Origin of the sequence: Paenibacillus paludis (assembly GCF_042610515.1) — a bacterium.
In the GTDB taxonomy this organism is placed as follows: Bacteria; Bacillota; Bacilli; order Paenibacillales; family Paenibacillaceae; genus Paenibacillus_AQ.
The window spans coordinates 22,919-36,725 of the sequence record NZ_JBGJZP010000007.1 but is presented as its reverse complement, the minus strand read 5'-3'; the positions used below and the strand labels follow the sequence as shown (position 1 = coordinate 36,725).

General features: G+C 52.7%; 11 protein-coding genes. 3 read left to right on the top strand and 8 right to left on the bottom strand.

Annotated features, from left to right (window positions below):
- Window positions 1-19: 19 nt before the first annotated feature.
- The 8 genes from ACAN56_RS15220 to ACAN56_RS15185 form a co-directional block, all read right to left on the bottom strand.
- A complete protein-coding gene (locus ACAN56_RS15220) occupies window positions 20-1,084 on the bottom strand; it encodes an ABC transporter ATP-binding protein (protein ID WP_038586144.1) in 1,065 nt (354 codons plus the stop codon).
- Between the two features lie 16 nt (window positions 1,085-1,100).
- Window positions 1,101-1,889 carry an ABC transporter permease gene (locus ACAN56_RS15215; protein WP_038586142.1) on the bottom strand — a complete coding sequence of 263 codons (789 nt, stop codon included), beginning with the start codon at window positions 1,887-1,889 and terminating at the stop codon, window positions 1,101-1,103.
- A gap of 4 nt (window positions 1,890-1,893) precedes the next feature.
- Window positions 1,894-2,715 carry an ABC transporter permease gene (locus ACAN56_RS15210; RefSeq protein WP_379143862.1) on the bottom strand — a complete coding sequence of 274 codons (822 nt, stop codon included), beginning with the start codon at window positions 2,713-2,715 and terminating at the stop codon, window positions 1,894-1,896.
- 3 nt (window positions 2,716-2,718) lie between these two features.
- The gene (locus ACAN56_RS15205) at window positions 2,719-3,681 is read right to left on the bottom strand and encodes a nucleoside hydrolase (RefSeq protein WP_379143860.1); all 963 of its coding nucleotides are present in this window, start codon (window positions 3,679-3,681) and stop codon (window positions 2,719-2,721) included.
- A gap of 2 nt (window positions 3,682-3,683) precedes the next feature.
- Window positions 3,684-4,769, bottom strand: a complete 1,086-nt coding sequence (locus tag ACAN56_RS15200; RefSeq protein ID WP_379143858.1) for an ABC transporter substrate-binding protein — start codon at window positions 4,767-4,769, stop codon at window positions 3,684-3,686.
- Between the two features lie 299 nt (window positions 4,770-5,068).
- The gene (locus tag ACAN56_RS15195) at window positions 5,069-5,413 is read right to left on the bottom strand and encodes a hypothetical protein (RefSeq protein WP_038586129.1); all 345 of its coding nucleotides are present in this window, start codon (window positions 5,411-5,413) and stop codon (window positions 5,069-5,071) included.
- Window positions 5,414-5,671: 258 nt separating this feature from the next.
- Window positions 5,672-7,828 carry an alpha-galactosidase gene (locus ACAN56_RS15190; protein WP_379143856.1) on the bottom strand — a complete coding sequence of 719 codons (2,157 nt, stop codon included), beginning with the start codon at window positions 7,826-7,828 and terminating at the stop codon, window positions 5,672-5,674.
- Window positions 7,829-7,855: 27 nt separating this feature from the next.
- Window positions 7,856-10,408 carry a beta-mannosidase gene (locus ACAN56_RS15185; RefSeq protein ID WP_379143854.1) on the bottom strand — a complete coding sequence of 851 codons (2,553 nt, stop codon included), beginning with the start codon at window positions 10,406-10,408 and terminating at the stop codon, window positions 7,856-7,858.
- Between the two features lie 196 nt (window positions 10,409-10,604).
- Between ACAN56_RS15185 and ACAN56_RS15180 the strand changes: the two genes are divergently transcribed.
- From ACAN56_RS15180 to ACAN56_RS15170, 3 genes are all read left to right on the top strand, one after another.
- Window positions 10,605-11,945: an ABC transporter substrate-binding protein gene (locus ACAN56_RS15180; RefSeq protein ID WP_379143852.1), complete on the top strand. Its 1,341-nt coding sequence runs from the start codon at window positions 10,605-10,607 to the stop codon at window positions 11,943-11,945.
- Between the two features lie 124 nt (window positions 11,946-12,069).
- On the top strand, window positions 12,070-12,963 hold the full coding sequence (locus ACAN56_RS15175) for a carbohydrate ABC transporter permease (protein WP_038586119.1): 894 nt from the start codon (window positions 12,070-12,072) through the stop codon (window positions 12,961-12,963).
- 2 nt (window positions 12,964-12,965) lie between these two features.
- Window positions 12,966-13,799, top strand: coding sequence for a carbohydrate ABC transporter permease (locus tag ACAN56_RS15170; RefSeq protein ID WP_038586116.1), 834 nt, complete (start codon window positions 12,966-12,968; stop codon window positions 13,797-13,799).
- Window positions 13,800-13,807: the final 8 nt, after the last annotated feature.

The window sequence follows — 13,807 nt, the reverse complement described above, 5'->3', positions numbered from 1 at the left end:
GTATGCTCCTTATGAAGCGCTACTGCACCAGCACCAGCTTCTCTTTTGGAAAATAAACCGTAACCTGCTGTCCTTGAATGAAAGGCTGCTCCATTTCCTGATTAACGGTGAATACACCCAGCTCCGTCTCCACCTGGTATTGATAGCTGCGGCCGAGATACGTGCTGATCTGCACCGTGCCAGGCAGTGTGTTGCCGGCGGTGTTTGGATCAGGCGCAGTGCCGAGCAATTGCAAATCATCAGGGCGGATGGCACCAAGCAATCCGGTATTGCCTTCCCCGCCCGGCCGTTTGGCCGCCAGGAACTTCAGCGCTCCCCGGCTGAGCTCGATATCCGTTCCCTCGTCATTCCTGCCCTCAAAGGAAATGAAGTTTCCGAACCCGATAAACCGGGCCACAAATTCACTGGCCGGGTATTTGAAGATCGCCGATGGCTTGTCGAGCTGCTCGATCTTGCCATTATTCATCACGGCTACCTGATCGGAGATGGAGAAGCATTCCTCCTGGTCATGGGAGACATAGACGGTCGTAATGCCCAGCTCCTGCTGGATGCGGCGGATTTCCACCCGCATATTCACCCGCAGATTGGCATCAAGATTACTGAGCGGCTCGTCGAACAGCAGCAGGTCCGGCTCGATGACCAGCGCTCTGGCAATCGCTACCCGTTGGCGTTGTCCGCCGGAAAGGGCAGCGGGCAGTCTTTTCTCAAAGCCGCCCAGACTGACAATTTCCAGCATCCGGGTAACCCGCTTCTTAACCTCCGCTTCCTTCAGCTTCCGCAGCCGGAGGCCGAACGCCACATTGTCATAAACTGACAGATGCGGGAACAGCGCGTAGCTCTGAAACACAAAACCGAAATTCCGCTTTTCCACGGGGATCTTGGTATAGTCCTTCCCGCCGAACATAAATGCTCCTGATTCCGCGTTCAGAAAACCGGCGATCAGCCGCAGTGTGGTCGTTTTGCCGCAGCCGCTTGGGCCGAGCAGCGAGAGAAGCTGCCCCTTGGCCAGCGACAGATTGAAATCCTCCAGGATCAAACGGTTGTCATACGCAACCGATACATGATCAAGACTTAATAGTGACATTGCGTTATGCCTCCGTTTATCGTTTGGTAAAATAAGCGAATCCCATCAGACGCTCAATGACGAACATCAGCGCCGCCGTCAGCACCATCAGAATGACTGAAATCGCGGCAATCGTGGGATCGAAGTAATTTTGCACATAGGTCAGCATTTGAATCGGCAGGGTACTGATCCCCGGGCCGGTCATGAACACGGAAATGTCCACATTGTTGAAGGATTCCAGAAAAGCGATCAGAATGGCCGCCAGAATACCGGAACGGATATTGGGCAGGACCACTTTAAAGAACGTGTACAATCTGGAAGCTCCCAGGCTCTGCGCCGCTTCTTCCACAGCGAAATCGAAATTCTCCAGACTCGAGGCAATCACCCGGATAATAAAAGGCAGCATGATTACCGTATGTCCGATTAACAGTCCGGCCACAATCGGCAGACCATACACTACAATCAGGTAGCGCAGCAGCGTGAAGCCCAGAACAATGCCGGGAATCAGGACGGGGGACAGAAAAATCGCATTCAGCGTATCCCGCCCGCGGAACCGGTATCTGCTCAGCGCGTAGGCTGCAGGCACACCCAGGAGAAGCGCCAGCAGATTGCCGAGCAGCGAGATTACAATCGAGGTCTTGAAGGTCTCCATGAACGCGCTGACCTCGAAGATATTTTTGTACCACTTCAATGAAAAGCCCTCAGGGGGGAATTTCAGGACTGTGCCCGGCTCAAAGGAAGTAACGGAAATGATGATGAGCGGACCCAGCAGAAAAATAAAGACCAACAGCGTATACAGCGACAGCGCGCGGTTTCCTTCCTTCATGTTCTCACCCCTTCGGATTTAATCGGTTGGCCCAGACGTTCATCAGCCCCACGACCACAAATGTAATGACGATCATAATTACGGCAATAACCGAGGCCGACTGCCAGTCATTCAGCGTCATGGCATTCTGGTACAGGAAGGTGGAGACTACCCGTTCCTTACCCCCGAGCAGCGCCGGCGTGGTATAGGCCGTCAGACTGCCGACGAAGACGAGAATTCCGCCGATGATCAGCCCCGGCACTGTCAGCGGGAAGGTGATTTTGCGGAACGCCGCAAACGGGGAAGCGCCCAGACTGCGCGCCGCCCGGACCAGCTCATGATCCAGATTCTCCATAACCCCCAGCAGTGTGATGATGATCAGCGGCAGGAATAAATGCACCAGCCCGATCATCATTGCCGTAGGCGTATAGAGAATATCCAGGGGCTTTTCGATCAGCCCGGTGTTGACCAGGAAGGAGTTGATCAGCCCCTTTTTGCCGAGAATAATCATCCAGCTGAAGGAACGCACAACGGGACTGGTCAGCAGCGGGAAGATCGACAGCGCCAGCAGAAGGCTCTTCTTCCGTGCGCTTGCCCGCGAAATATAATAAGCCGCCGGATACCCGAGCAGCATGCAGACCAGCGTGGTCACGACACTTACCCGGAGCGTAGTCAGCAGGATGCGGTTAAAGTACCCGTCGCGGAAAAAATGCAGATACCCTTCCAGCGTCAGCTTCCCATCCTGCACGAAAGTGGAGGCAATGGTCAGCGTGATCGGGACCAGCATGAAGGCCGCCAGGAACAAGAGGCCCGGCAGCAGCAGATACATTGCTCTTTTGTTCTTCATTTTCTAATGACTCCCGTCCTTCTTCGGCTCTTGGTTCAAGCTATCAATGAAACACTCCAGAAAAGCAGCCGCGTCTACCTCCAGGCAGACAGCGGCATTTACCGGCTTGCCCAGCCGGTTCTGGAAATCACAGACGGTCTGGCCGTCGCACAGCTCGCTGCGGGTCTCCACGTCCACATAATAATCGTGCACGGTGACGAACCCGCGGTTCAGTGCCACGCCAACCGCCAGCGGATCATGCAGGGCACAGGCCTGCACACCGTTGCGCTCATAATAACGCTTCCGGTAGCCGGAGGTGCTCTGCTCCACATAATCGCGGATTGCCGGAATGCGCAGCTTCGCAATGTCCTCCGCGCTAAGCAGCGCACGGCGGGTCACATCCAGCCCGACCAGCGTCAGCCGGGGGAACCCGGCAGCCAGTACCTGCTTCGCGGCCTCCGGATCGACGTACATGTTGTATTCTGCCGTCGGCGTGATATTGCCGAAGCCCTGCACCACGCCGCCCATGACGATTACCTCGGCGGCATGCTGTGTAAGCTCCGGGCATTTCTGCAGCGCGCGCGCCAGATTGGTCAGCGGCGCGGTCATGATCAGCGTGATTTCGCCAGGCTGCGCCAGCACCTGGCGGATGATGAAGTCCTCCGCAGGCTCTGCTTCGGCCTGCTTTGTTACCGGCATATCACCCAATGCACCGCCGATGCCATCCGCACCGTGCACACGGTGCTCAAAAATCGCTTCGCGGGCCAGCGGCTTGTCCGCTCCGCGATATACCGGAATCTGCCCGGACACGCCGAGCAGCTGGAGAATTTTGCAGGTGTTCAGGGTTGCCTGATCCAGTGAGACGTTGCCGCTGACCGTGGTGATGCCAAGAATGTCGAGCTGTCCGCTCGTCACCGCCAGCATAATCGCCAGCGCGTCATCCACCCCTGTATCTACGTCCAGAATGACTTTTTTACGCCCCGTCATCCTTAGCCGCCAATCTCACGGTTGAAGCGGTCCGTCCACTCTGTAATGTGCTCGTTCACGAAGGACATATCCAGCTTGCGCAGCTTGCCGATGACATCCGGTCCGTACGTTACGCCCACAGCTTCTTCAGGTGTCAGCATTACGTTCATATTGACAGGGGAATCGACCTTTGCTTTGGCGGATGCCGCCTGCACTTCATCGCTCAGCTGCCAGTTGATGAATTCTTCGGCAAGCTCTTTATTGTTGCTGCCTTTGACAACGTTGACTGTATTCATTACAGCATAAGCACCTTCAGACGGTGCGATAAATTTGGCGTCTGGCACAGCAGCCTGCAGATCCTTGAAGTACATTTCCATAATCGGACCGCCGGCAATTTCCTCCTGGCCGAACATGTTCACATACTCGGAAGTCTGGCCGTAGTATTTAACAACATTACTGTCCAGCTCCTTCAGCTTCGTGAATGCTGTATCCTCGTTGAAGTCCGCATTGCCCGCCGCAAGAGATGCCGCATCTACAACCATTGGACCTGCTGTAGCTGTAATTGCCGGCATCGCCAGGTTTTTATCAAACTTCGTCCACAGATCGCTCCAGCCGGTTACGTCACCTTTAACCAGTGCCGGATTATAGGCAATTCCCAGGCGTCCGATCGTATACGCAGGACCATATTCTGCACCCAGCGGGGCTTTGGCGATATCATAAAGGTTCTGGAGATTCGGAATCTTGCTGCTGTCGATCGTTTCGAACAACCCTTCATTAATTGCCTGCTGCGCATAATAGTCCGACAGATAAATGACATCCACATCGGAGCTGCCTTGACGGATTTTGTTCAGACGCTCGGCGTTGTTGCCGATTTCCACCACAATTTTCACATTGTGCTCTTTCTCAAACGGCGCATAGACCGATTCCTTGAAGAAATCTTCTGAAAAGCCCCAGGTGGAGACAACCAGTTCCGTAGGCTCGCCCGATTGTGCCGCTTCGGGTGCAGCTGCGTTATTTGTTCCTGTGTTGTTCGTCGAGGTATTGTTGCCGCAAGCAGCAAGCACAGCAGTCAGTGTAAGGGCAAGACCCGCATTCATTATTTTTTTCATTAGTAAATAACCTCCCAAGTGTAATATGCTGTACAAATCCAGTCTTCATCCTATAGTTGCGGCAATTTCAGTTCTCTTCATTCCAGTGAGCTTCTGGCGGAAAACGGTTTGGCAGCACCTCCTGCTGGTAGTAAAATCTTGATTCCCCTTATTTTTTCATAAAAAAAAGAAAAGCATTCTTGTAGGAACAAGAACACTTTTCTTTGTATAAACAAAGCAAAGAGCTACCCGTAATAGAAGGACGGTCTTCGCTTAAGATAGATCAAAAACGAAAATCCGCGGATATCATATTGAATCTGTCATTCTCCGGCCAATATCATATTCGTAAAGGCCCACCCCGTCGGTGCGTCGTAATCCCTCAGCAGAACCTCAATCGTTAGTCCCATCTCTGCTTCAAGTCTTTCCTTAAATCTCTTCTTAAACAGCAGTGACATCCGAAAATCTACTTCCTGCTTAAGTTCAGGCGCCTCGCCCTCCAGGGCGGTCGACCGGGGAGATCTGCGGTGCTTGGCGTGAAAGGTAATGACCCGCTGATCAACAGTAACGCGGAGCAGGGTCGTCCCGAAACCAAACAAATCCTTAGAGACCTCATTGTAGATCTGGCACATTTTCTTCTTCTGCTCGCTGTTTTCCAGTTCTGCCATGAAACCACCTTTGAAAACAGAATATCGTACAATTCCTTCGATAGCAATTGTTATTATACATAAATATCGCATTTTCGGCAACAAAAAAGCAATAACTCACATGAAAGTTACATTAAACACGAACAATTAGCACTTTTCAGCGGGTCAACGTTCAGTAAAATGTGCCGAATTCAGACGCACTTTCACCTCTCAGTGGTTCCCCAAACAAAACAAAAGAAGCCAAGTCCCCCTGGCTTCTCCTGTTCTCCTAAATGCTAATTATGCTTGCGCCTTTAAGTGGAAACATCCGCTCACATAGTCCTGCTGGATGTCCGGCAGCGCCAGCCCGGCCTGCATCAGCCGGTCACCGCCGTATACTTCACCGCTGTCTGTAAGCGTGTAGTTATAGTCGGGGTTCAGGCCGCTGAGCAGGAGGCTGCGGCGCGGCGGGTAAGGCACAGCCATTACCCGGAAGTAATAGACCAGCGCCTCGCGCTGATCGTCCGAGACGAACATCCAGGCCGTCTCGTTGCCCTCGAACGGGCTCTGCAGCCGGTACAGATTGCCCCGCTGCACCAGGCCGCGAATTTCTTTATAATTCGCTACCTGCTCTTTCACCAGCTCCTTCTCCTCGTCCGTGAACTTCGTCAGGTCAAGCTCATAGCCGAAGTTCCCGGACATGGCGACATCCCCGCGGAAGGACAGCGGCGTGACGCGTCCAACCTGGTGATTCGGCACCGCCGAGACATGCGCGCCCATCGCACTGACCGGATACACCAGGCTGGTGCCGTACTGGATCTTCAAGCGTTCCGCGGCGTCAGTGTCGTCGCTGGTCCAGGTCTGCGGCATATAGTAGAGCAGACCCGGATCGAAGCGGCCGCCGCCGCTGGAGCAGCTCTCGAAGAGAATATGCGGGAAGTCCGCCGTCAGGCGCTCGATCAGCTCATACAGGCCCAGCACATAGCGGTGGGCAGTTTCCCCCTGGCGCTCAGCCGGCAGGCAAGCCGAGCCGATCTCCGTCAGGTTGCGGTTCATGTCCCATTTGACATAAGCAACCGGCACGGTGGAGAAGATCTTGCTCAGCGCATCGTAGATGTACTCCCGGACCTCCGCACGGGTGAAGTCCAGCACCAGCTGCCAGCGGGCTTCGGTGCGGCGGCGTCCCGGCACATGAAGGCACCAGTCCGGATGCTCACGGTACAGCTCGCTGTCCGGCGAGATCATTTCCGGCTCCACCCACAGGCCGAACTGCATACCAAGGTCGTTGACCCGCTTCGCCACATCAGCCAGTCCGCCCGGCAGCTTACGCAGGTCCTCGGTCCAGTCGCCAAGCGAGGAGTTGTCGGAATCGCGCTTGCCGAACCAGCCGTCATCGAGCACAAACAGCTCGATGCCCAGCTTCGAGCCTTCGGCGGCGATCTCCACCAGCTTGTCGGCATTGAAATTGAAATAGGTTGCCTCCCAGTTGTTCACCAGAATCGGCCGCTCCTTGTCGCGGTACATCCCCCTTACCAGACGGGTGCGGTACAGGCGGTGATAAATCCGCGACATGCCCCCAAGGCCTTCATTCGAGTAGACCATAACAACTTCAGGAGTCTGGAAGCTTTCTCCCGCAGCCAGATGCCAGGAGAAGTCAAAAGGGTTCAGCCCAATGCAGAGACGGGTCGAACCAAAGGCATCCACCTCCGCTTCAGCCGCAAACCCGCCGCTGTAGACCAGCGAGAAGCCGTATACCTCGCCCTGGTGCTCGTCTGTACCCGGCTTGGCCAGCGCGGCAAACGGATTGTGCTGATGGCTGCTCATTCCTCGGCGGGACTGGAGTGCGGTAGTGCCCTGCTCCAGTCGTCTGCGGGTCAGATTCGCTTCCCGCGACCAGCCGCCGGAAAGATAGATCAGATCAAACTGGCCGTCCTCCGGGAAATCGACGGAAGCGCTCAGCGCGCGCAGCAGGTCAAGCGGCGCCTGGCCGTCATTAACAAATTCTACCGAGCGGGCAATCACATCCGTGTCACGATATACGGTATAGCGTAAAATAACGTTCAGCGACGAGTAATCATCTCGCAGCGTAATTTCCAGCGTATCTGCTTCTTCAGGGGACTCCACATACACGGAAGGAAGTCCGGCGAGCGTTGGCTTGCCCTGCAGTACACGGTATCCGGTGTACTGCAGCTCAGTAATCCGCGTGCCGTCCGTAAGCTTGGCCTGATAAGCCGGCACGCGGTAATCGCCCGTGCCGTACTGCGGATATTCCTGCGGAAGCCGGTCCAGGCCGGTACCCGCCCCGAGATGCGGCAGTCCACCCAGATTGCCGTCATGGCGCAGTTTTTTACCCCAATAGACATGCATCGGATAGTTATTGAAGATGCCGATAATATAACTCATACCCTTGCTCTGTAAATGAAATATCCCCTTGTCTTCCTGTACCCAAATTGCCATGGTCCGGTTCCTTCTCTCTACTGTTTTTTACCCCAGGTAATCTTCCTTCACATAGTCAGCCATCGAATGAATCTCAAGCCCCTTTGGCGCTGCGGGAATGAATTCCCGATCTCCATTGCCCCGCAGCATAAACTGCACGGTCTTCGGCTCACCCGGAAGCAGATCAAAGAAGTTATCCGAGAAGATACCTTCCTCTTCTGCCGTCAGGTATACCCCTCTGGCCAGCACGTCGCTGCTGACCGTAAAGTCCAGGCTGCCCGGAATCTCGGTCACCGTAAGAACCGGCCGGTTCAGCTTGCTGTCCTTGGCCGCAGCGAAGTAATGCTCCTTACGCTCCAGTAGGGAGCCGTCCGCCAGCAGAGAAGCCACCAATACCACATGCTTCGGATCGTTGCCCTGCAGCAGTTCCGCAGTCGGCACCGCGAAGACCACCGCCGCCGAATCGGCCTCCAGTTGGACCGGCTGTGTCCATTCACGCAATAGCGAGCCGCTGAAATCATACAGCCGGAGTACCAGTTCACCAACCAGTGCCTTTTGAAGATCTGAAACGGCATGCACTTGCAGGTTCTCCCCATCCATCTCTTCAATAGAGAGCAGAAGTTCCTGGAAGCTTTTGCGCACCGTATATTGCAGTGCCTTCCAGCGGCCGTAATAATCCATGCCAGCCCAGGAAGCCACCGGCCAGCAGTCGTTCATCTGCCAGTACAACGTTCCCATGCAATACGGTTTGTTTCTTCTGTGGCTTTCAATAGCAATTCTCATCGCCTCTGCCTGAAGAATCTGACTCATATACAGGAATGACCTGAAGTCCTTCGGCTGCGGCAGGTAGATGTCCATATACTCTTTAATGATCAGGTTGCCCCGCCCGTTCTTCTGGTGAGCCAGCATCACTTCCGATTCCAGCTCCATATCCTCTTCCTCCGCGTAGCTCAGCACCGATTTCAGCTCAGGGAAGGACTGGAAGCCGTATTCGCTCATGAAGCGGCCTACCTTGACGTTATAGTTCTCAAAAGGCTCAATCCCGTGCCATACACCCCAGTAATGAATATCGCCCTCACCCATGATCCGCGTCGCATGCTGATCTTGATCAGCAGTAAGTTCACGAAGCGGAGAGGATGGCCAGTAATCAGCACCCGGATGATAAGCCGCTACCGCTTCCGGCAGAATGCGGTGGAAGATTTCTTCATAATAACCCCAGAGCGTTTCGCGGATCTCAGCGCTGTAGCCTTCTTTCCAGCCCCAGCCCATGTTATCCTCATACTGCGACCAGGCGGAGTCAATCTCATTATTGCCGCACCATAGGGCGATGCAGGGATGATTGCGCAATCTGCGCACGTTGTATTCTGCTTCCTTCCGTACATTCTCAAGAAAAGGCTCATCTCCCGGGTACATGCTGCAGGCGAACATGAAATCCTGCCAGACCAGCAGCCCATACTCATCGCACAGCCGGTAAAAAACTTCCTCCTCATAGACTCCGCCGCCCCACACCCGCAGCATGTTCATGTTCGACTCTACCGCTGTGGCAATCTCGTGCCGGTAACGTTCCTCCGTTATTTCCGTGGTGAAGCTGTCGTTCGGAATATGGTTGGAGCCCTTTGCGAATACCGGGACGCCGTTCAGCTCAAACTGGAATGAAGCGCCCTTCGCATCAGGTTTGCGGATCAGCTTGATTTCCCGCAGCCCGGTAGTTACTTCTGCACTGGACAATACCGTAGCGCTATCCAGCAGTTCTGCCTGGAAGGTAGTTAAATGAGGCGTGCCCAGCCCATTGCACCACCATAACTCCGGCTGGTCAACGACAATATCCATCTCCACAGTGTGCTTGCCGGAAGGAACAGAAACCGCTTGCATCCATTCCTGTCCATTAGCAGTCGTGATCCGCAGCATTCCCTCGCAAGCTTGCGGAGCTTCAATCTCCACGACAGCTGTAAGCCGCGCCTCTTCCCGCTTAACTTCATTCTGGCGGATATAGAGATCCGTAATGGCTGCGGCATCCCGGCCTTGCAGCACCGCTTCCCGCCAGATTCCGCTGGTAAGAAATCTCGGGCCCCAGTCCCAGCCATAATGATACGGAGCTTTGCGGGCAAATACGCTAATCCGCTGCTCTTGCAGTCCGCCCAGCTCTGATTGATCATTGGGCGCCGGCAGATCATACCCCAGCTGCGCCAGCTTCGGCAGGTCTTCCTTAACTACGGAACGGAATTTCACGAGAATTTCATTGTCACCGGCCACCAGCAGCCCTTTGACATTTACAGTCCAGGCCCGGAACATGTTGTCTGCTGAAAGCGCATGCACATTATTCACAAAAACATCGGCATAGGTGTCCAAGCCCGCAAAGACCAATTCCGTAATGGCCAGGCTCTGCCATTCTTCTTCCAGCCGCAGCTTGCTTCTGTACTCCCAGTCCTTCTTGTCGATCCATTGCAGCTCATGCTCGTTCTTTCCATAAAAGGGCTGCGAAATAAGTCCATTGCGGAGCAAATCCGTGTGCACCGTTCCCGGCACAACCGCCGGAAGCCACGTTTCATCACCGCAGGCTCTAAATTCCCAGTTTGTCAATTCAAGATGATATGATTTCATAAGTCCTCCCTATTTCAGCAAAATTCATTTGTTTCATTATATTTTGTTATCTTATTGTTAGCAACAAAGTAATTATAAACCCAGAAAGAAAACAAATAAAGACAATAAATAATAATTGAATACATTTAATGCTGGAATCAATGACGCTATAATGATAATGTAAACGCTAACATCAAAACGAAAAGGGGACAACGTAATGAGAAACAAGTTATTTTCGTTATTTTTTGTTATCACCATGACTTTCTCTTTATCTCTGACAGGCTGCGGATCGAACAATAATAACAACGCAGCTAAAGCCACAGATGAGCCGGCTGCAACCAAAGCACCAGAGAATTCCGGCAGTGAAGCAACTACTGAGCCAGCGGCTGGAAGCGGTTCCGACATTAGCGGAAAGATTACCTTCCTGACCAACAGAACCGATATGATCGGCAAAGAGTATGACGAATATGTTAAACGCTTTAACGAGAAGTATCCGAACATAAAGGTCGAGTTCGAAGCTTCCCAAACAGACTACAACCAGCAAGCCAAGGTCAGAATGGCCAGTGGTGAGCTTCCCGATGTGATGTTCATTCCTTCCATTCCCAACTCCGATCTTCCGAAATATTTTGCTTCCCTGGACGATCTCGGCCTGAATGATCAGATCACCTTTAAAGATTTCAAATCCTATGAAGGCAAGCTTTACGGAATTACCACAGGTAACTCCACCACTGGGATTGTTTACAATAAAAAAGCCTTCGCCGATGCAGGCATCACCGAGGTTCCGAAGACTTGGGATGAATTCCTCGCTGCCTGCGAAAAGCTTAAAGCCAAAGGTGTCGTTCCGCTCGCTTCCAACTTCAAGGACAAATGGCCGCTTAACGATTGGGTGTACTCTGTTCCCCGCGTGATTGCAGGCAACCCGGATTTCCCGAACGAAAAGCTGACCTCCGAAACACCTTTCACTATGGACAACGGCTACGGAAAATCACTCAATCTGCTTAGAGATCTGAACGAAAAGGGCTATCTGGAAAAAGACATCAACTCCACCAACTGGGAACAATCGAAGAAGGACATTGCCTCAGGGAAATTCGCCATGTACTTCCTGGGCAATTGGGTCATCAATCAAGTCATCGGCGCCGGCACTACTTCTGACAATGTAGGTTTCTTCCCTCTTCCTTATGATAACTCGGGCACCCTTACTGCACCGCTCAGCCCTGACTTCTTCTACGCTGTGGCCAAGGACAGCAAAAATCTGGATGCTGCCAAAGCGTTCGTGAAATGGATGATCGAGGATTCCGGTTATGAGGATTTTGCCGGATTTATCTCCCCGCTGAAAGGCAAAGAATCCAAGCTGACTCAACTGAAGGAATTCCAGGCGACTGGCGTAACCCTGCAAGAGGGTACAGTGGATGATGCCAAGGTAACAGAGATTACTAACAAGGCGCAGCTCGATCTGCCGGCTATGGCACAGGAGTTCGTCCTGGCCAAGGACCCGCAATCCGTCTTCGACAAATGGAACAAATCCTGGGCCAAAGCAAAAAAAGACCTCGGCTATTAATCTTAAGCAAGACCAGTAACGTTAGAACCTAGCAATCCCCCGGCGCAAAATGGATTATCGCTTTCTCCGGATAATCCATTTTGTCGTCATTGACCAAAGCGCTATTCAGAAAGAAGGTTAAGCGATGTTCGGAACATTATCCTATAACAAACAAAAGCTCATTATCATTGTATCCTTCCTGCTGATTCCACTGCTCCTGCTGGCGACATTCACTTATTATCCGGCCATTAAACTGGTCTATTACAGCTTTACCAACTGGGACGGGTACAGCCCTGAGAAGCCTTGGGTCGGTCTGGACAATTACCGCGAGGTTTTTGGCAATCCTGATATTTTCAAGGTGTTCACCCATAACTTTGCCTACTTTGCGATGGGGATAGTCCAGAATATTGTCGCCATTTATTTCGCCGTTGTGCTGAACAGCAAGCTGCGGGGTAAAAACGGGTTCCGGATTATGCTCTTCCTGCCTTATATCATGAACGGTGTAGCCGTGGCCTTCATGTTCGGCTATGTGTTTGATACTACCAATGGTTCACTCAATATGTTCCTGAACAGCATCGGCCTCACCGGACTAGGACAGACCAGTTGGCTCGGTACTGAAGGACTGGTGAACTACTCGCTCGCTTCCACTGGTTTTTGGCGGTTCATGGGCTACAATATGGTCATTTACATTGCCTCGCTGCAGGCGATTCCGAAAGACATTTATGAAGCGGCCAAAATAGATGGTGCAGGCTCGTTTCAGACGTTGTGGAGAATTACACTGCCGAATATGAAGCCCGTCATTCAATTGAATTTATTCCTGACCGTAACCGGCGCGCTGGAAGTGTTCGATCTGCCGTTCGTACTGACGAAGGGCGGCCCGGCGGGTGCCAGCCAGACCTATGTTCAGCGGGTAGTGGATACCGCCTTTGCTTTTAATAACTACGGCCTGGCCTCAGCGATGAGCGTTATCCTGATCTTCATTGTCGTTGTCGTGCTCTTACTGCAGCAATTGGTTCTTAACCGGGGAGGAGATAAGTAGCCATGGAACATTCCAAACTTAGCCTAAAAGACATTTTTAAATACTTCACGCTGCTTATCGGCGTATTCGTCGTACTCTTTCCGCCTTATGTCGTGGTGGTCAACGCCTTCAAATCAACCGAAGAATTTAACAGCAGCAGTTCCATGGCTCTGCCGCGCAGTTTCTTCAACTTCGATAACTTCGTGACTGTGTTTCAGCGCGGCGGACTGCTCAGCGGCTTCGGCAACGTGCTGATTATTATCATTATTACATTGACCCTGAACATTCTGTTTGGGACAATGGTGGCATATGTACTGGGGCGGTTCTCTTTCAAGTTGAAGCCGATTGTATTCGGCGCTTATCTTGTGGCGACCATCATTCCAAGCATTACTACTCAGGTAGCGACCTTTGGCATCATCAAAAGTATGGGCCTCTACAACACCTTGGGTGCTCCGATCGTCCTCTATATCGGAGCAGACGTCATTCAGATCATCCTGTATTTACAGTTCATCCGCAACATCCCCGTTGATCTCGATGAGAATGCAATGGTTGAGGGTGCATCCCTGTTCAAAATCTACCGTTCGATCATCTTCCCGCTGCTGTCACCGGCGACGGCAACACTGATTATTTTGAAGACGATCAGCATCTACAATGACATGTACATCCCCTATCTATATATGCCAAAACAAAGCCTCGGCGTCGTTACCACCGTCCTCATGCGTTTTCAGGGGGTCAATACAGCCGATTGGAATTTGATCTGTGCAGCCATTCTGCTTATCCTGCTGCCGACAGTCATTCTTTACTTCTTCCTGCAGCGTTATATCTTTGAGGGGGTAACCAGCGGCGCCGTCAAATAGGGGGTACG